At 47.7% G+C, this 19712-nt stretch carries 13 protein-coding genes; 11 read left to right on the top strand and 2 right to left on the bottom strand.

What is annotated here, in order from left to right; genetic code table 11:
• Positions 1–121: 121 nt before the first annotated feature.
• From R7P64_RS02955 to R7P64_RS02940, 4 genes are all read left to right on the top strand, one after another.
• Positions 122–913, top strand: a complete 792-nt coding sequence (locus tag R7P64_RS02955) for a PhzF family phenazine biosynthesis protein (protein WP_005375437.1) — start codon at positions 122–124, stop codon at positions 911–913.
• Between the two features lie 207 nt (positions 914–1120).
• Positions 1121–2071 carry an HlyD family secretion protein gene (locus R7P64_RS02950; RefSeq protein WP_005375436.1) on the top strand — a complete coding sequence of 317 codons (951 nt, stop codon included), beginning with the start codon at positions 1121–1123 and terminating at the stop codon, positions 2069–2071.
• Between the two features lie 4 nt (positions 2072–2075).
• A complete protein-coding gene (locus R7P64_RS02945; protein WP_318118398.1) occupies positions 2076–3002 on the top strand; it encodes an ABC transporter ATP-binding protein in 927 nt (308 codons plus the stop codon).
• Positions 3002–4099: an ABC transporter permease gene (locus R7P64_RS02940; protein ID WP_017635233.1), complete on the top strand. Its 1098-nt coding sequence runs from the start codon at positions 3002–3004 to the stop codon at positions 4097–4099. The genes R7P64_RS02945 and R7P64_RS02940 overlap by 1 nt, the downstream gene beginning before the upstream one ends.
• Before the next feature lie 109 nt (positions 4100–4208).
• Here R7P64_RS02940 and R7P64_RS02935 read toward each other — a convergent pair whose 3' ends face one another.
• Both R7P64_RS02935 and fdhF read right to left on the bottom strand, forming a co-directional pair.
• On the bottom strand, positions 4209–4580 hold the full coding sequence (locus R7P64_RS02935; RefSeq protein ID WP_005375433.1) for a hypothetical protein: 372 nt from the start codon (positions 4578–4580) through the stop codon (positions 4209–4211).
• A gap of 360 nt (positions 4581–4940) precedes the next feature.
• Positions 4941–9179 (bottom strand): formate dehydrogenase subunit alpha, encoded by a 4239-nt coding sequence (gene fdhF / locus R7P64_RS02930; RefSeq protein ID WP_318118397.1) that lies wholly within the window; start codon positions 9177–9179, stop codon positions 4941–4943.
• A 315-nt stretch (positions 9180–9494) separates the two neighbouring features.
• Between fdhF and R7P64_RS02925 the strand changes: the two genes are divergently transcribed.
• The 7 genes from R7P64_RS02925 to R7P64_RS02895 all read left to right on the top strand — a co-directional run bounded on the left by R7P64_RS02925 (position 9495) and on the right by R7P64_RS02895 (position 19636).
• Complete coding sequence (locus R7P64_RS02925) at positions 9495–9917, top strand: hypothetical protein (protein WP_248486209.1); 423 nt, start codon at positions 9495–9497, stop codon at positions 9915–9917.
• Positions 9918–10052: 135 nt separating this feature from the next.
• Positions 10053–11444, top strand: a complete 1392-nt coding sequence (locus R7P64_RS02920; RefSeq protein WP_318118396.1) for a TolC family protein — start codon at positions 10053–10055, stop codon at positions 11442–11444.
• 164 nt (positions 11445–11608) lie between these two features.
• The gene (locus tag R7P64_RS02915; RefSeq protein WP_318118395.1) at positions 11609–13327 is read left to right on the top strand and encodes an efflux RND transporter periplasmic adaptor subunit; all 1719 of its coding nucleotides are present in this window, start codon (positions 11609–11611) and stop codon (positions 13325–13327) included.
• A gap of 2 nt (positions 13328–13329) precedes the next feature.
• Positions 13330–16500, top strand: a complete 3171-nt coding sequence (locus R7P64_RS02910; protein WP_318118394.1) for an efflux RND transporter permease subunit — start codon at positions 13330–13332, stop codon at positions 16498–16500.
• A 76-nt stretch (positions 16501–16576) separates the two neighbouring features.
• Positions 16577–17128, top strand: a complete 552-nt coding sequence (gene copI, locus R7P64_RS02905; RefSeq protein WP_053307858.1) for a copper-resistant cuproprotein CopI — start codon at positions 16577–16579, stop codon at positions 17126–17128.
• 324 nt (positions 17129–17452) lie between these two features.
• Entirely contained in the window at positions 17453–18304 is an 852-nt protein-coding gene (locus R7P64_RS02900) for a carbenicillin-hydrolyzing class A beta-lactamase CARB-42 (protein ID WP_005375420.1), read from the top strand.
• Positions 18305–18586: 282 nt separating this feature from the next.
• Positions 18587–19636 (top strand): sensor domain-containing diguanylate cyclase, encoded by a 1050-nt coding sequence (locus R7P64_RS02895; protein ID WP_053303796.1) that lies wholly within the window; start codon positions 18587–18589, stop codon positions 19634–19636.
• Positions 19637–19712 lie beyond the last annotated feature (76 nt).

Genomic DNA, 19712 nt, shown 5'->3' with positions numbered 1-19712 from the left:
AGTATCAAAAAACACAAAATAATCTATAATTTTGACACTTTAAGATTCTAACACAAATTTCTTACTCTCTTAATTGCACTTGGTTTATGCTAATTAATCGCTCACGGAACAAGGAAGGAAAATGGAATTGGATATCTACGTGGTGGACGCCTTCACCGATACGCAATTCAAAGGCAACTCAGCAGCGGTCGTACCGTTAGAGGAATGGCTAGCCCCAGAATTGATGCAAAATATCGCGACAGAAAACAACTTGTCGGAAACGGCTTTTCTAAAATCCATTGGCGCAAACCGATATGAGATTCGTTGGTTCTCTCCGATTACTGAAATCGATTTCTGTGGACACGCAACACTGGCCTCTTCGTTAGTGCTGTTTGATGAGTTTGGCATTAATGGCACGATTGAATTTCATACTCTGGAAGTAGGAACCCTCACCGTAGAGAAGAATGCGCAAGGTAAGATCGAGATGACGTTCCCTGCTCGTCCTCCAAAAGCCGTTTCTGATATTCCCTCGGCATTGATTGATGGCCTAAGTTGCGATGTGGAACGCGTACTGCTTAGCCCTCAAGCGTATTTCGTGGTGGTCGGCAACCAGCAGGAGGTACTTGAGGTTCAATACCGTTCAGAGCACCTCAAGACACTCGCTCCTTACGATGTGGTCGTTACCGCGAAAGGTGATCAACAAGACTTTGTATCGCGTTACTTTTGGCCTGCAAATGGTGGTGACGAAGACCCCGTAACCGGCTCGATTCACGCTGGATTAGCACCATTCTGGGCAGAAAAATTAGGCAAAACATCACTGGTTGCTTACCAAGCTTCTCAGCGCGGAGGTATTCTTCATTGTGAAGTTATTGGCGAACAAGTAAGAGTGTCTGGCGACGGCGTGCTCTACATGAAAGGCAAGATTTTTGTTTAAATGATATTCATGTAATCAACTTAAAAGAGCCAAGTAAAGCACGGCTTCCGCAGGATCAAGCCAACTTCAATAATTAATCAATTGATGAATATTGAAGGAATTAACTTCCTAGCCGGACAAAACTGACTCACGTTACACTGAATGCAGTCCCATACTCTTCTATAGCTTGATACGAGTTCGAGCTCACCTTCTTAGAGGAAGCGTCGCATGATGAAGCGAATCATTCTTGGCACCCTAGCCCTGACTCTTTTAACTGCCTGTTCCAAAGATGACGGACAGCAAGCCCTTGGTACACTAGAACGTGACCGCGTAACCTTCACTGCCACCTCTAGCGAGATAATTCGTGCCCTACCCATTAAGGAAGGCAGCCAAGTCACCGAAGGAGAAGTGCTGGTTCAGCTCGATACAAAGAACCAAGAAGCCGTTTTAGCTCACGCCGTTGCCGAACAAGCCAAGGCTGACGCCTATCTTTTGAAATTGACCAATGGTGAGCGACCAGAAGACATTGCCGCAGCGCAAGCTCGCGTTGCCAGAGCGGAAGCTCAATTGATTGAAGCGCAAAAGAACTACCAACGTAAAGCGGAGTTAGTTCGTAAAAAACTCATCAGCCAATCAGAAAAAGACACCGCTTTAGCAGCCAGAGATTCTGCCCGTGCAGAGCTAGACTCCTCACAAGAAGAGTTCAGCAAACTGACGGCTGGCTCTCGCCCTGAAGATATTGAACAAGCGAAAGCCGCACTCATGGCAGCAAAAGCCGATGTGGCACTGCAAGAACAAAAACTGGCAGAACTCACCATCACCGCCACGCGAGATGGCTTGTTAGATAACCTACCGTTTAACCTTGGCGAACGCGTTCCTGTGAATGGCGTGGTTGCTGTAATACAAGCCAGTCGCGTCCCATACGCTCGCGTTTATGTTCCTGCCAACTACCGAGTCGATTTTGTCCCGGGTAAAACGGTTAACGTGCATGTAGATGGCGTTGAGCAACCTTATAGCGGCACCGTTCGTTGGGTTGCGACTGAGCCTTCATTTACGCCTTATTTCGCGCTTACCGAAGAAGAACGCTCGCGTTTGATGTACCTTGCAGAAGTCGACCTACAAGACTCCGCACAATCCTTGCCTTCGGGCATTCCAGCGCAAGTGGATTTGGTGGAGTAAGCCAATGACCGAATACGCGATTCAAGCTGAAAATGTGGTGAAGAAGTTTGGTGACTTCACCGCCATCAACAACATCACGCTTAATGTGCCCAAAGGCAGTATTTATGGTTTTCTTGGTCCTAACGGCTGTGGCAAATCGACAACTATTCGTGTGTTAACTGGCTTACTTAGCCCAAGCGAAGGCAATGTCGATGTACTCGGGCTAGAGATCCCAAAACAATCTGAGCTTCTGCGCCTCAAGATTGGCTACATGACGCAAAAGTTCTCGCTTTATGATGATCTGACGGTTCAAGAGAATCTTGAGTTTATTGGACAAATCTTTGGTATGGAAACCAAGGCTCTGAAAGCTCGCATCGAAGAACAACTATCCACCTACGGTCTCGACCAACTACGTAAACAGCGCGTCGGCGGAATGAGTGGCGGTCAGAAGCAGCGCTTGTCTCTCGCCGCAGCCACTATGCATAAACCAGAACTGTTGTTCCTCGATGAACCCACGTCTGCGGTTGACCCAGAGAACCGACGCGATTTCTGGGAGCAGTTGTTTGATCTCTCTGACCAAGGCACGACGATTTTGGTCACTACGCACTACATGGACGAAGCCGAACGCTGTCATCGTCTGGCGATTATGGAAGCGGGCGAAATCCGCGCCGATGGTGAGCCAGAAGAACTCATGGCGCAAATGGGCGTTAACATCGTCGAAGTCAAAGCGGATAATTTACGCGAGCTAAAAGAGAAAGTCATGCAGCGTGAAGAGGTCCGTTCTGCCGCACAACTAGGCATTCGCTTACGCATTTTGATCCACCAGCACATCGAACAACCGATCGAATGGTTAACCCAGACCTTTCCAGAGCTTGAGGGCTGCGAGATGAACATTGCTCGCCCGAGCTTGGAAGATGTGTTTGTCAGCGTGACGGGAGAAGGTCGCCAATGATGAAATCTATTGCCCGTATGAAAGCGGTGATGATCAAAGAGATCCGTCAGCTTTCACGTGACCGAATTACCTTTGGCATGGTCGTGATGATCCCGTTGATTCAGCTTTTGCTGTTCGGCTTTGCCATTAATACGGATATTCGCAACATTCCCGTTGGCGTCGTCGATCAAAGTGGCAGTACTGCCGGGCGTGTGATTACCGAATCCGTCAAAGTCACACAAGTGGTCGATGTGGTCGAAACCTTCGCTACCGCTTCTGAAGCCGAGCAAGCCATTCAAGACGGTTTGGTGCGAGCGGCTTTAATTCTGCCTAGCGACTTAACCCAACGTATGGTGCAAGGGCGAGAGCTTGGGCAGTGGATTGTAGATGGTTCAGACACCATGATCAGTTCTGCGATTCTCTCACTGCAAACCATGCCGTTAACAGATTTTGATTTTGAGATACGCCCTGCTCCAACCAAAACCTTTGAAGTTGCGCTGTATTACAACCCGAGTCGGCGCTCGGCGGTGAACATTGTCCCCGGTCTATTGGGCGTGATTCTGACTATGACGATGATCTTGTTCACCAGTGCGGCCATTGTTCGGGAACGGGAACGAGGCAATTTGGAGTTATTGATTACTACGCCAATCCACTCCATCGAACTCATGGTGGCGAAGATCATTCCCTACATCTTTGTTGGTCTGATACAAGTGTTTATCATTTTAGGCTTGGGGCACTGGATATTTGGTGTGCCGATAAACGGCGCCATTAGTCAGATACTGTTTGGCACGCTGTTGTTTATCGCCGCGAGTTTAACCTTAGGTTTGGTGATATCCACCATTGCGACGACACAGCTTCAAGCAATGCAAATGACGGTGTTTATTCTTTTGCCGTCGATTCTTCTGTCAGGATTTATGTTCCCTTATGAAGGAATGCCCGTCGCGGCACAATGGATCTCAGAAGCCCTGCCTGCCACTCACTTTATGCGCATTATTCGTGGTGTGGTGTTGCGTGGTGCAGATTTAATGGAGCTATGGCGAGATACAGTCTGGTTACTTGGATTCACTGTTATCGGCCTTATTGTCGCTTCATTTCGCTTCAAAAAATCACTCGACTAATCCCACGATATTGCGTTCATTCCTTAAAAACAAAAATAGCCCCAACGAAGGGCTATTTTTTGTTTGTGTATTCATACACTGTGCTATCGAGCTCAACTCTCAGACAATATTAATAGTACTCACCGTAGGAACAATCTCGTAAATCGGAAATATTGTAGTTTTTCAAAGAGTTTATTTTAAAGTTGAACACTACCTGTTTACAGACAACGCCTTCGCGATCCGTGTACGTGATAATACCTTCACTGTACGCACGCTGACCATCAGAGGATGTCACGTCAGCAACAAGTTCCAAATGGCCCTTATGCGCGTCTACGCGATTCATCATCTCAAACACATCGACCCACTCTTCGCGATTTGCCATTTGTATTAGCATGGACTTCGCCTGTGTTTCCAACTGCTGGGGGTATACATAATAACGGTTGTAACCAAAGTATGCGCACATAAGTAATAAAACGAGTGCAAATGAGGTTGTTCTTGTCATACAAGCTTCCTCTTGTTGTTATAAAAATCTTGCTTCGTTAATTCAGTATAGGAAGCGAGCAAAGTTTAGGTTATAGAACTTGCCCAAATAACAGAGGACAGTCAGAGACAGTCAATTCTATGACAAGCTCAACAACAAACTTTATTGCACTCTCATCATGGGCTTGAACAAAAATACGCCATAGAGACAGTAAGAAGTAAGAAGGGAAAACTAACCGGAGCGCGGTGATAACAGAAAAGTAAAAGGAGTTTGAAGAAAAAGACAATCCGAGTGAATGTAGTGAGAGCGGAAATCAAGATTAGATTATCCGCCCATCAACTAGGCTCAAATTGTCAGTGACAACAACGTGACTCACCGAGTTTAAACGTGTTGGTAACTATCTTCGAGAGACTCTGTCTGCGTTGTCTTTTCGCTCACTTCCACTTTAACCGCAGCGACCTTGAACTCAGGGATCTTCGCATGCGGATCAGTCGCCGTTGTCGTTAGGCGGTTGACTGGCGATTCAACAAAGTGGAATGGAATGAACACCACACCTTTTTGAATACGCTTAGTCACAAAGGCATCAATCTCAATGCTGCCGCGACGTGTAGACACTGTCAGACGCTGACCATTACTGATGCCAAGTGCTTCTGCGTCTTCCACGCTAACCATTGCGCGAGGGCCAGCAAGGTTATCCAACCCTTTGGTTTTGCGCGTCATGGTGCCAGTGTGGAACTGCTCAAGTACACGACCTGTAGTAAGCACCAGTGGATACTCTTCATCTGGCAGCTCAGCCGCATAACGGAACGGTACGCCCACCATTTGCCCTTTACCACGAGTAAACTGGGTTTGGTGCATGATGCGAGTACCCGCTGGGTTGTTCTTGTTGCTCGGCCATTGCACACCGTTTGGCGTAATGGCATCCCAACGAAGTCCCGCGTATTGAGGCGTCACTCGTGCAATTTCATTGGTGATATCAGACACGCAGTGGTAATCCCAATCACTGCCCATGGCATTGGCGATTTCTTGAATAATCCACCAATCTTCTTTTGCCTCACCCGGTGCCGTGACAACCGGATTCACACGCTGAACACGACGCTCCGTATTGGTGAAGTGACCCGCTTTCTCTGCAAACGAGCAAGAAGGCAGAACCACATCCGCGTATTGTGCAGTCTCCGTTAGGAAGATGTCTTGAACCACCAAGAAGTCGAGCGTTTCTAAACCTTCAATCACATGCGCTTGGTTCGGGTCACTCAACACTGGGTTCTCACCCATAATGTACATACCACGGACGTCACGATGGCAAGCCGCATCAATGATTTCTGTCAGGGTTAGACCTTGCTCAGAAGGCAGATTTGGTGCGTTCCATTCAATCGCAAACTTCTGACGCACAATTGGGTTGTATACCTTTTGGTAGCCTGGGAAGCTGTTTGGCAAAGCACCCATATCACACGCGCCTTGCACGTTAGATTGACCACGTAGCGGGTTAATACCACCACCTTCAATACCGATGTTGCCACACAGTAATTGCAGGTTAGCGATAGAACGCACGTTGTCATGACCAGTCGTATGCTGAGTGATACCCATCGAGTAGTAAACAGCGGTACGATCTGCCGTACCGATCATGCGCGCCATTGCTTGAATGTCTTCGGCTTTTACGCCCGTCACCAACTCCACTTTATCGAGGTTGTAAGCTGACGACATCACTTCTTGCAGTAAGGTATCAAAGCCGTCGACACGTTCTTCGATGTACTCTTGATCGTACCAACCGTTCTTGATGATCTGCTGCATGACGCCGTTAAGGAGCATCACATCCGTACCCGGACGGTGCGCCATATACAGCTCAGCATGCTCTGCCATATCGACACGTTTCGGGTCAGCCACAATCAAACGTGCGCCATGGTGACGAATTGCTTGCTTGATGTGTGAAGCGATGATCGGGTGCGCCGATGTAGTATCCGAGCCAATAATAAAGATCACATCCGAGTGCTTAATACTTGGGATGTCATTGGTCATTGCACCACTACCGAGTGACGCTTCAAGACCGGTTACACTCGATGCGTGACACAAACGCGCACAGTGATCGACGTTATTGGTGCCCAGTTCACGACGGACAAATTTTTGGAACGCGTAGTTGTCTTCATTGGTGGTTTTTGCTGAAGAGAAACCCGCTAATGCGTTGCTGCCAAAATCTTGCTTGATGCCAGAGAACTTGTTCGCAATCAGTTGAATCGCCTCTTCCCAGCTTGCAGGCTGCAACCAACCATCTTTACGGATCAATGGCGTGGTAAGACGCTCTTCACTGCCAATGAAATCAAAACCAAAGCGCCCTTTCACACACAGCATGCCTTGGTTCACCGGCGAGTCACCGCCTTTCACGTAGCGAATCGTGTTGGTTGTCTCGTCCACGAACATAGTCAACTTACAGCCCACACCACAGTATGTACAAATGGTGTCGACCGCTTTCAGATCTTCAGTACGACCTTGTGAACGGTCACGACTATCGACCATCGCGCCCGTTGGACACACTTGAACACACGCGCCACATTGTACGCAGTTCGAATCGCCCATTAGGGTTAAGCCATTCTTATTACTTCCAAAGTGTGGACGATCATCAGGACGTAATGCCGGACGACCTTGTTTATCGCACACGAAGTTCAGTACACCGTGTACGGCTTTGTCGCGGCACGCTTGGATGCACTGACCACAGCTAATACAGCGGTTAGCATCAAACTCAATAAACTCAGAACTGCGGTCAACTTCGTACTTATGACGCAAGTCTTTCGCACGAAGATCTAACCAATCTTGGTGTGATTTAATCTGCAAGGAGAAGTCAAAGCTTTGCTCGGCTTCATATTCGGTGGAGTAATCACGCAGCGCACAATCGGTATTTGCCTGACAGCCACATTCAAGGCAGCGTGCAGCTTCCTTCATCGCTTCTTCGTTATCAAAGCCCAACTCGACTTCAGCGAAGCTTTGCTCGCGTTGTGCTGGAGTCAGTTCAGGCATGATAGAGCGAGCGACTTTCTGGATGTTCTCGAAGTGAAGCGGGTCGACTTGAGAGAGCTTCTTCTCTTTACGCGAGTTAAACGCCGCCTTTGGCATATCTGCCATATCGCCATTCAAAAACAGATCAATGGCTTTTGCCGCAACGCGGCCATCTCCCACGGCTTCAACTGCCGTTGCAGGACCACGGCGGAAATCACCAATACTGAAGATGTTGCCCGTGCCGGTGTGCATGGTCTTTTCATCTGCATCAGAGGTGTTCCAGCGTGTAAGCGGAATCGACAAATCTTCACCTTCGAGGAAGCTCAGGTCTGGCTTTTGCGATACTGCTGCAATCACGGTGTCGAACTCTTCGGTGAAGAACTCGCCGGTTGGTTTAGGGCTGCGACGACCAGATGCATCCGGCTCACCCAATGCCATGCGCTCTAGGCGAATCGCACTCACGCGTCCAGTTTCATCGGCAAGGTTTTCTGCAGGGTTGGTCAAGAAGTGGAATTTCACCCCTTCGTGTTCCGCTTCGACAATCTCGTAGTCTTCTGCCGGCATTTCGTCACGTGTACGACGATAAATCAACGTGGTGTCTGCACCAGCACGACGCGCAGTACGAGCACAGTCAATTGCCGTATTACCACCGCCGATCACCGCGACTTTCTGACCCGTTACATAGTTTTGCTCAGTGACGTAATCTTTAAGGTAATCAACGCCTAAGTAGCAACCTTCAAGATCACTGCCTGTGTAATGCATTTCAACCGCTTGAGACGCGCCGACAGCTAAACACACCGCATCGTATTCTTCGCTCAATTGAGAAAGCGTGAAATCCACAACCAGCTTTTGATTAGTGTGAACTTGCATGCCATTACGGCACATCAGTTCGATTTCTTTATCGAGAATGTCTTTTGGCAAACGGTATTCAGGAATACCGTAACGCAACCAACCGCCCGCTTTTGGCATGGATTCAAAGACCGTAACGTCATAGCCTTCGTTCGATAGGTAGTAGCCAGCCGTTAGACCACCAGGACCACTGCCGACGACGGCAATGTTCAACCCTTTACTTGGTTTCTTTTCTGGTACATAGGCTTCATGCGCAGACAAATCCGCATCCGCGGCATGACGTTTTAGCTGACGAATTGCAATAGGCTCATCGACTAACGAGCGGCGACATTCGCTCTCACAAAATGCCGGGCACACACGACCAATCGATAGCGGCATAGGAAGCGTACGCTTAATCACTTCAATCGCTTTTTGATGATCGTTCTGTGCGATGTGATAAAGGTACGATTGGATATCCACGCCCGCTGGACACGCGGTTTTACATGGCGCTTCACAATCGGCGTAATGGTCCGTCATGATGCGGTTGAGTGCTTTTCTGCGGTGCTCGCTTAATTGTTCTGATTGCGTGACCACATTAAGGCCGCGGTAAACTTCGAGTTCACACGCACGCTTAGTACCGCCACTTTCGACTTCAACTACACACAAGTCACACGGTACTTTTTCATTACTTTTGTTCATTCCGCATAGCGATGGGATCTCGACCCCACACACTTTTGCTGCTTCTAAAAGGGTTAGACCCTCTTCTACAATTCTATATTTTCCATCGATGACAATTTCTATCATGCAACCCCCGCAGCAAAGCAAATCCAAATCTGCACAAGTAAAACCATGCATTCTATAAGGATAATCATTTGTAAGACAAGTTAGTGTGATGTAAAACTTATAAACCACATTTTTCACGTGTCATAAAAAGCGAGGGTTTCTTTCGCTAACTTTCAACACTCGGTGTTTAACAAACGTTTTACTCCCTCGAAAGTGCGAAAACTGAAGGGGTGGACTATTTTGATAATAAGAGTAATAAATGATTGACCTTACCCTTAGGTTAACCTTTAGAATCGAAGGGTTTTCATCATTTTCATCAAACACATGGGAAAGGGTATGCACTTAAAATCGCTGCATACAATCTGGTTAACTCTCTTCACGACGCTAGTACTATTGGTATCTAGTGTGGTGAACAGTGAACCGTTGATGAATATTCAAATGATGTCTACTGGCATGGCTCACCATCCTTCTATGATGAGTGACAGCGAACACTGCGGTATGCCTGGCATGATGGACGTCTCCATGACTGACGGTTCTATGTCCGAAGATGGCGATGCAAGAGAAACCAGCATGAACTGTGGTGGAGGCTCCGGCATGGTTCATACCTGCTGTACTGCCGCGTGTACGATAGTTTTCGTCCCCCTACCGAATCCTGTCAATAGCCCGATGCCCGTCGTCTATCGCGCAACTATTACTCCTGAAGTTGCTTCCCCAGTCGTACACGTCAGCCGCGACCTGTACCGACCTCCTATAGCCTAAATCCGTCCTAGCATTCGACCCTGCACGTGTATCGCAGGTTGTTTTAATGCGCCTGAGCGATGAGGTAACAAGGCTTTACTGTTCCCGCAATAAAATCCGCACCTCCATCGATCCGGCGAACACTGGATTTAGATTATGGATATCAAACCATACCGCTTAGCTGCACCTATTTTTATGGTGGCTCTGGTCGCTGCGCCAACCTTGGTTAACGCCGCTGGTAAAGAGACGCACGCAGCACAAAATTCCACATCAAGTGAGCGAGCTTCAACGACCAAGCTTGCCCAACTGATCAACGTCGCTTTGAGTAACGATGGCAATCGTATGCAATACTCAGCGCAATCTGCTGCCATGCGTGAAACGGGCGTCGCGAGCGCGACCTTGATGGACCCAAAACTGAAAGTGGGTTTTGGTGGCTTGCCTGTCGACAGCTTCAAATTCGATGAAGACCCAATGACCAACATCTCCGTTGGTTTAATGCAACAGTTTGAGCGTGGCTCTACGCTTGATTTACAGCAGAAGAAAGCCAATCAACAAGCCGACGGCCTTGGGCTTCAAGTGCATGCTCGTGAGCTTGAGGTAGCCAACAGCATGACTCAACTTTGGTTAGAACTTGGGTACCAGCAACGCGCTGAGCAAATCTTGCTTGAGAATCGCAAGTTGATGAAGGAGATGGAAAGCTATATTCAAACCAACTATTCGATTGGCAAGAGTGAAGCGCAAGATCTGCTCAATGCCCAACTTCAAGTCAGCAAGTTGGATGAGAAACTGCAAGCCAATGCACAAATGCAACGTCGTCTTATCTCTCAACTCTCCGAATGGTTGGGGTCAGATTGGTTGGCAAACGAAGAGGCTCTGCACGCGAGCAATCAACTTAATTGGGACACACTGAACAGCAAACTTGCTGCCAGTCAGGGTTCCACCAAGCATTATCAGCAACTCAGCCAACACCCGATGGTTAAGATGGCCGATGTCAGCATTTCTGCCAATAAAACTCAGGTGGAGATTGCTGAGCAAGCCTACAACCCGCAGTTTGGCGTCGAAGTAATGTACGCCTACCGCCAAGCCGACAACATGATGGGTGAACCTGCCTCCGATTTGGTCAGCGCTTACCTAACCATGGACATTCCGTTGTTTACGGGTGACCGCCAAGATCGCAATCTCGCGGCCGCTCAATACCAAGTTGGCGCGGCACAATCACAAAAGGACACCTTACTGACGCAGATGAATGCCAAGGTGAACACTTTGCTGGTTGATCGCGGCAACTTAACCCAGCGTTTAGAACGTTATCAATTCACCTTATTGCCTCAAGCGAAAGCGCGCATTCAAGCCGTTGAGCGAGGTTATCAAAACAACACAGCGCAGTTTAACGATGTGATTTCTGCCACGACTGACGAGTTGGCTCTGCAATTGGAGCAACAACGTCTACTGACCGATCTCAACATCGCAAACAGCAATTTAGCCACCCTACTCGGTGGTTTCGACTACCAAGTCGCTTCACCAGAAGCTCGCTCTATTTCGACATATTAATTTGTGATTCCCCAAGACAGTTGAGGCTACAGCTAGGCGGCAAACGAGAGAATCCCATGAGCACTTTCCCTAACAAACTAAGGGATCTGCTATGTGATTTGGGTGAACGAGAGCAGGCAACAACGCTGTAGCGTCAAATGTGAAGGGGAAAATAAGGTAAAACAATGAAAACATTTAAAATTGCAACCATCGCGCTGATTGTTGGTGGTGCTTTAGGGTTTGGTGCTAATCATTTTCTTACGGGCTCGGCTCACGACATGAGTGCGATGGGTGGCGAATCTGCTGCAAACTCTAATGATCCGCTTTACTGGGTTGCCCCAATGGATCCGAACTACAAACGCGACAAGCCGGGTAAGTCCCCAATGGGCATGGATTTGATTCCGGTTTACGCAGAAGACCTATCCGGTGAACAAGATGCACCGGGTACAGTGACTATTGACCCTTCAGTAGAAAATAACCTCGGGGTTAAAACCGCAAACGCGACACTACAACAGCTATCACCACGCATCGAAACGGTTGGCTATATTGCCTTTGATGAAAGTCTGTTATGGCAAACCAACGTTCGTGTGGCGGGTTGGGTAGAAAAACTCTACATCAATGCCGTCGGTGAGAAAGTGAAGAAAGGCGATGTGCTTTTCACGCTCTACTCTCCGGAACTGGTTAAGGCACAGGAAGAACTGCTGAATGCTTACCGTACTGGTCGTAAAGGACTAGTGAAAGGGGCGACCGAGCGCTTAGTAACGCTTGGTGTTGACCGTGCACAAATCAAATCCATTACTCGTCGTGGCAAAGCATCCCAAACCATTGAAATTAAAGCGCCTGCTGATGGTGTTATCGCGAGCTTAAACGTGCGTGAAGGTGGCTATTTATCCCCTGCCCAAGCGGTGATCAGTGCAGGTCCTTTGGACAATGTTTGGGTTGATGCAGAAGTCTTTGAGCGTCAAGCACACTGGATGAAAGCGGGCTCTCAAGCCACGATGACCCTTGACGCGATTCCGGGCAATGAATGGCAAGGTGTCGTGGATTACGTGTACCCAATCCTCGATCAGAAAACACGTACGTTGCGTGTGCGTCTTAAATTCCCTAACCCAGATGGCGCATTGAAGCCAAACATGTTCGCCAATATTGCCTTGCAGCCTGTCACTGACGACGCAGTGTTAACGATTCCTAAATCATCTGTTATCCGCTCTGGCGGTATGACTCGCGTTGTTCTGGCGGAAGGTGATGGCAAATACCGTTCTGCTCGAATTGAAGTTGGCCGCGAAGCTGGCGAACAAATCGAAGTATTACAAGGACTTAAACAGGGCGATAAGATCGTTACTTCATCTCACTTCATGCTCGACTCTGAATCAAGCCAGTCGGCGGATCTGTCTCGCATCAATGGTGTAGAAGCGGCAGCAGAAACGGCATGGGCCAAAGGTGAGATCACGGATGTGATGAAAGATCACCGTATGCTGACCATAAACCACCAACCTGTACCAGAATGGGATTGGCCGGGCATGGTAATGAACTTCACTTTCGCAGATGGCGTTGAGATGGGTGACTTGAAAAAAGGTCAGGCTATCGAATTTGAAATGCAGAAAACAGAATCTGGTCAGTACCAAATCGTTGACTATAAGGCAGACAACAGCGTCATTGCAGCTGAAGTTTGGCTGACTGGTGACATCACAATGCTGATGGCTGATTTTGGCATGATCACCTTAAACCACCTACCGGTTGCAGAATGGAACTGGGATGCGGGCGAGATGAACTTCTCTGTCGGTGAAGAGGTGGATTTTTCCGGTTTTGAAGAAGGACAAAAGGTTCGATTTCTAGTTGAAAAACAAGGGTCTGACTACGTTCTTAAACAGCTAGTTCCTGCAACAACAGCCGTCGAGGGTTAATTATGATCAATGCTATTATTCGTTGGTCACTGGGCAACCGATTCCTAGTGTTGGTCGCGACTTTAGGCCTTATATTAGGCGGACTTTACAGTGTAAAGAATACGCCTGTTGATGCGATTCCGGATCTTTCTGATGTGCAAGTGATCATCAAGACAAGCTATCCGGGTCAAGCTCCTCAAGTCGTCGAGGATCAAGTTACTTACCCACTCACCACCGCCATGCTTGCCGTGCCAGGTGCTGAGACAGTTCGTGGCTACTCCTTCTTTGGTGACTCTTACGTTTATATCATTTTCAACGATGATACCGACATGTACTGGGCACGTTCACGCGTGTTGGAGTACTTAAGCCAAGTAGCACCAAAGCTGCCACCGAACGCAAAACCAACGCTAGGTCCTGATGCAACGGGTGTGGGCTGGGTTTACAGCTACGTATTACAAGACAAAACCGGCAAGCATGATTTGGCCGATCTTCGCAGCCTGCAAGACTGGTTCTTGAAGTACGAATTACAAACCGTGGATGGCGTTTCTGAAGTCGCTACCGTGGGCGGCATGGTGAAGCAGTATCAAGTGCAGATTGATCCTGCCAAGCTGCGTGCTTACAACCTCACTCTGCAACAAGTGAACATGGCAATCCAAAACGGTAACCAAGAAACCGGCGCGTCCGTTATCGAAGTGGCCGAAGCCGAACACATGGTTCGTACCACGGGCTACCTAACCAGCATTGAAGACATCAAATCACTGCCGCTAAAAGTCACCGAGAAAGGCACGCCGTTGCTATTAGGAGACATAGCAGACATTAACCTTGGCCCACAAATGCGCCGTGGTATCTCAGAGCTGAATGGCGAAGGTGAAGCGGTCGGTGGCGTTATCGTGATGCGCTTTGGTGAAAACGCCAGTGAAGTGATTGCGAAAGTCAAAGACAAACTGGCAGACCTACAACGCAGCCTGCCAGAAGGTGTGGAAATTGTTGCAACTTACGATCGCTCTACCCTTATCGATTCAGCGGTAGAAAACCTCTGGAAGAAGCTTGCAGAAGAGTTCATCGTCGTCGCGATTATGTGTGCGTTGTTCTTGTTCCACATTCGTTCTTCATTGGTTATCGCTCTGAGCCTACCGGTCGGTATTCTTAGTGCGTTTATCGTAATGCATTGGCAAGGCATCAACGCCAACATCATGTCTTTGGGTGGTATTGCGATTGCTATCGGTGCCATGGTGGATGGTGCAATCGTGATGATTGAAAACGTTCATAAGCACATTGAACGAACGCCACTGACCGACAAAAACCGCTGGCAAGTAATTGGCAAAGCCGCAGAAGAAGTTGGCGCACCGCTGTTCTTCTCGTTGCTGATCATTACTCTTAGCTTCGTACCGGTGTTCGCCTTAGAAGGCCAAGAAGGCAAGATGTTCTCGCCGCTTGCGTTCACTAAGACTTACGCCATGGCAGCGGCAGCAGGTTTGGCAATCACACTCGTCCCTGTTCTTATGGGCTACTTCATTCGCGGTAAGGTGTTACCGGAGCACAAAAACCCGGTTAACCGTGGCTTGGTCGCGTTGTACCGCCCGCTGTTGAACACCAGCTTAAAATACCCTAAGACCATGATTGTTATCGCATTAGGTCTAATGGCATCGGCTTACTACCCAACCAGTAAACTGGGTAGCGAGTTCATCCCGCCGCTGGATGAAGGCGACTTGATGTACATGCCAACGACCTATCCGGGTATCTCTATTGGTAAAGCACGTGAGCTTCTACAACAAACCAACAAGCTGATCAAAACCGTTCCAGAAGTGAAAACCGTATGGGGCAAAATTGGGCGAGCTGAGACCGCAACCGATCCAGCGCCACTCACCATGATTGAAACCGTGATTCAGTTGAAGCCACGCGATCAATGGCGTGAAGGCGTAACAACCGAGTCGCTACGCAAAGAGTTCGACAAGCTGGTTCAGTTCCCTGGTCTTACTAACGCTTGGGTAATGCCTATCAAAACGCGTATCGACATGCTGGCAACGGGCATCAAAACCCCTATCGGCATTAAAATCGCGGGCCCTGATCTGAAAGTGATTGAGAAGATCGGTTCTCAGCTGGAGCCAATTCTTAATGGCGTACAAGGTACAGCATCGGTTTATGCAGAACGTGTCGCAGGTGGTCGTTATGTCACGATCGACATTAAACGTCGTGCCGCAGCGCGTTATGGATTAAGCATCAAAGACGTTCAACAGGTGATCTCCACCGCGGTGGGCGGCATGAATGTGGGTGAAACCATTGAAGGCTTGGAGCGTTACCCAATCAACGTTCGTTACCCACAAGACTACCGCGACTCAGTGGTTAAACTGCAAAACCTGCCGTTAGTGACACCAAATGGTGCTCGTATTGCGCTGGCTGATGTAGCGGACATTCGTTACGAAGACGGCCCTCCGATGATCAAGACGGAAAACGCGCGTCCAAACGGCTGGGTATTTGTCGACATCGATGGTCGTGACCTTGGCTCTTACGTCGTGGAAGCGCAACAGGTTGTTGCTGATCAATTGGAACTTCCTGCGGGTTACTCGCTGGCTTGGTCTGGTCAATACGAATACATGGAGCGTGCGAAAGACCGCTTGAGTGTCGTGGTACCAATCACCATCGCCATCATTATGCTGCTGCTTTACTTCAGCTTCCGTCGTGTCGGCGAAGTAATGATCATCATGCTTACGCTACCGCTCGCTATGGTCGGTGGCTTATGGCTCATGCATATCCTCAACTACAACTTCTCGATTGCCGTTGGGGTCGGCTTTATTGCCCTAGCAGGCGTCGCGGTTGAGATTGGGGTCATCATGCTCGTCTACCTCAACCAAGCATGGCACTACAAAAAACTCGATGCGGAAGAGAGCCAACAGAAGCTTGAGGCGAAAGACCTAACCGATGCCATTCGTGAAGGTGCGGGCCTGCGTGTTCGCCCAGTAATGATGACGGTACTGACGGTCATTATTGGTCTAATTCCGATCATGTACGGCGAAGGGACAGGCTCAGAAGTGATGCAACGTATCGCTGCACCAATGATTGGCGGTATGGCATCGGCACTGCTGCTGACGCTGTTAGTGCTTCCAGCCATCTTCAAGCTGTGGAAACAACGTGAGTTGCGCCCAAGCAACTCAACTCCGAGCCAAACAAGCACGCAAACTGGCAACAAGGCTTAATCCCTACCTTCCTCTCAAACATGCCGTTTGAGGGGAAGCAACCAAGTTATTAATGAATTAAAACAAGGATATAAAAATGAAAAAGACACTAATCACTCTTGCTCTAGCCCTAACAACAACGACTGCGTTTGCCCAAATGGATCATTCAAACATGGACCATGGCAACATGAAGCATGAAAACATGGACCACGGCAGCATGAAGATGGACCACAGTAAAATGGACCATTCAAACATGATGGATATGCCGGGCATGTCGGCAGTAGGTATGCCAGCGAAAGGGGCAAAGCCAGACAAGGTGGTACACGTAATCTTGGGTGATGACATGACCATCAAGTTCAAGAAAGACGTCAAGATTGAGCCAAACGATGTGGTGCAGTTTGTTGTGATGAACACCGGTAAGATCAACCACGAGTTCACAATCGGTTCTGCCAAAGAGCAGTTAGAACATCGCGAAATGATGAAGACAATGAGCGGTGATCACATGCATGACTCAGGCAACGCAGTTACGGTAGAACCAGGTAAAGCGAAGCAATTACTGTGGCACTTCCACGGTGACAACAAGGTTGAGTTCGCGTGCAACATTCCAGGCCATGCAGAATCGGGCATGGTTAAAAAGATTGAACTGTAAGTAATTATCCAACTAGACAAAGGAGCTGATGATTCAGCTCCTTTTATTTCTGGATCAAACTATTCGTTAGCTCATGATAAGAAATTCTGAGCCAGTGTCTCACGCTAAGATATTTTTGTGACCGAATCACCGACGTAATATATAAGCCAAACTACAGGCCTTGATAGCAACACTCTTCTCCCCATATTGAGACCGTTTAAGCGTATTGCAAAGAATCCTACATAAAGTAGACATAGATTTAACAGTGTTTAGAGTATTGGCTCGTTATAGTTTACGTGACATCGCTACCGTGCGAACTAAAACTAAAATTGAAGAACACGATCCATGAAAAAGTTATTTTTGTTGGCTGGGCTAATGGTTTGCTCAACCCTAAGTTACGCGTCCCAACTGAATGAGGACATTTCTCTCCTCGAGCAACAAACCTCAAGCAGAATTGGGGTGTCAGTTTGGGATACCCAAGCAGACGAGCGTTGGGATTACCGTGGCGATGAACGCTTCCCACTCATGAGCACATTCAAAACCCTAGCTTGTGCCAAAATGTTAAGTGATATGGACAGCGGTAAGCTAAGTAAAAATGCGACCGCAAAAGTCGATGAGCGCAGTATCGTTGTATGGTCTCCAGTGATGGATAAGCTCGCAGGCCAAAACACACGTATAGAGCACGCGTGTGAAGCCGCTATGTTAATGAGTGATAATACCGCAGCCAACTTAGTATTAAATGAAATTGGCGGCCCTAAGGCCGTAACAATGTTTCTGCGAACAATTGGAGATAAAGCAACGCGCCTAGACAGAATAGAACCTCGCTTGAACGAAGCCACACCAGGCGACAGCCGCGACACAACTACACCTAACGCCATACTAAACACTCTTCGAACTTTGGTCGAAGGCGAAACGTTGTCTTATGAGTCTCGTGTACAATTAAAAATCTGGATGCAGGACAACAAAGTTTCAGACTCGTTAATGCGTTCTGTATTACCAACAGGTTGGTCTATTGCAGACCGTTCTGGTGCGGGAGGTCATGGTTCGCGTGGCATTAACGCGATTATATGGAAGGAAAATCATCGACCTGTTTACATTAGTATTTATGTCACAGAAACCGAGCTCTCACTTCAAGCTAGGGACCAACTCGTTGCGCAGATAAGTCAGTTGATTTTACAAAAGTACAAAGACAATTAAGTCACCACTCACCTGACCCTATTTGTATCCTTTTCTAGCCCTTCTATTCCAGAAGGGCTCATTCTGTACTTCCATCTTAAAAACACCACTTATTGAGTAATGACTTACTTATAAATAGGTATAAGATTTACTTATTTAGGGTGAGTTAACGCCCACATTAAGCAACCAAATGCACACAAACGGCGATAATTAAACCATACTCTTACCAAGAAGCGCATTTTCTACAAAATAGCTTCACGTAATTTATTGTTGGTATTTGCAACATTGCCAAGGAGATGTCTATTGAGACTTGAAAGAACTTTTAACCCTGATGACTTATCGATGCAAAACATGGAAAGTCCGATATGTATGCCGATAGGGTTTGTTCACTTTTTAGCTCAATCGGAAACACTACAGCAAGTACTTGATACGGTGGCAGAATGGATAAATCGTATATTTAATTCTGACCGTGCGAGTATCACACTTTATGAAAACAATGATCATTTAAAGGTCTACTCTTTCTCTGGTAGTAAAGCGATTCCCGCTGAATTTTTAGTGCCCATTCATCAAGCGTTTGTTGGCCGAGTGTTCAAAAAGCAACAACTGATGATCTGCGACGATGTTACGCAATCTGATGAGATCGATTGTGTGATGCTCGCATCTAATGGTATGGGTACGTGTATGGACGCGCCTTTAATGCACGGTAAAGTCTGCCTAGGAACGCTTAATGTTGCGCATCATCAAACGCACATTTACACAAACGAACAAGCGGCACAGCTTCAGTGCATCGCTAATTGGATTGCTTTAAACATTGCCCTTCATATACAGATTATGAAAATGGAACACCTCGCCACGACGGATGATCTAACAGGTATTCCAAACCGCAGAGAGTTCATGCGACAAATCGAAAGCCGCCTAAATGAATACCGAACCCAGGGCATTGACTTCCATGTTGCTATTTTAGATCTCGACAATTTTAAAAGCCTCAATGACCGATTTGGTCATGACGCAGGCGATAAATCACTGATCCATGCAGTTAATACTATTAAAAGTCATCTACTTGATTGTGACTTACTTGCCAGAGTTGGCGGTGAAGAGTTTGCCATCGTATTAAGAAGTCGCTCATCACAGCAAGCTCTAGACACATTAGAAACGATTCGTAATGCACTAGAAACGACGACCGTTCAACATTCAGGTTGTGATATGAGCTTCACCGCGAGTATTGGGGTAACTCAAGTCTGTCGTCTCGACGACTCATTTGAACCATTAGTTAAACGCGCCGACTTAGCACTTTACAAGGCAAAAGAAACTGGAAGAAATCGCGTTGAGTTTCATATTGGTGAAGAAAGGTAGAAAAAATAAAAAAAGGTAGCGACTCATTGCGCTACCTTTTATCGATTCTAACCCGCTTAAAATAACTAATACGAAC

It is taken from the genome of Vibrio sp. 2304 (assembly GCF_033339475.1).
GTDB lineage: Bacteria > Pseudomonadota > Gammaproteobacteria > Enterobacterales > Vibrionaceae > Vibrio > Vibrio alginolyticus.
This window is presented reverse-complemented; position numbering and strand designations above follow the sequence as displayed.

Excerpts from the sequence above, each read along its gene's own strand:
- R7P64_RS02910 (WP_318118394.1), top strand. The coding sequence starts at position 13,330 with ATGATCAATGCTATTATTCGTTGGTCACTGGGCAACCGATTCCTAGTG.
- fdhF (WP_318118397.1), bottom strand. The coding sequence starts at position 9,179 with ATGATAGAAATTGTCATCGATGGAAAATATAGAATTGTAGAAGAGGGT.
- R7P64_RS02950 (WP_005375436.1), top strand. The coding sequence starts at position 1,121 with ATGATGAAGCGAATCATTCTTGGCACCCTAGCCCTGACTCTTTTAACT.
- R7P64_RS02900 (WP_005375420.1), top strand. The coding sequence starts at position 17,453 with ATGAAAAAGTTATTTTTGTTGGCTGGGCTAATGGTTTGCTCAACCCTA.
- copI (WP_053307858.1), top strand. The coding sequence starts at position 16,577 with ATGAAAAAGACACTAATCACTCTTGCTCTAGCCCTAACAACAACGACT.
- R7P64_RS02940 (WP_017635233.1), top strand. The coding sequence starts at position 3,002 with ATGAAATCTATTGCCCGTATGAAAGCGGTGATGATCAAAGAGATCCGT.
- R7P64_RS02945 (WP_318118398.1), top strand. The coding sequence starts at position 2,076 with ATGACCGAATACGCGATTCAAGCTGAAAATGTGGTGAAGAAGTTTGGT.
- R7P64_RS02935 (WP_005375433.1), bottom strand. The coding sequence starts at position 4,580 with ATGACAAGAACAACCTCATTTGCACTCGTTTTATTACTTATGTGCGCA.
- R7P64_RS02925 (WP_248486209.1), top strand. The coding sequence starts at position 9,495 with ATGCACTTAAAATCGCTGCATACAATCTGGTTAACTCTCTTCACGACG.
- R7P64_RS02920 (WP_318118396.1), top strand. The coding sequence starts at position 10,053 with ATGGATATCAAACCATACCGCTTAGCTGCACCTATTTTTATGGTGGCT.
- R7P64_RS02915 (WP_318118395.1), top strand. The coding sequence starts at position 11,609 with ATGAAAACATTTAAAATTGCAACCATCGCGCTGATTGTTGGTGGTGCT.
- R7P64_RS02955 (WP_005375437.1), top strand. The coding sequence starts at position 122 with ATGGAATTGGATATCTACGTGGTGGACGCCTTCACCGATACGCAATTC.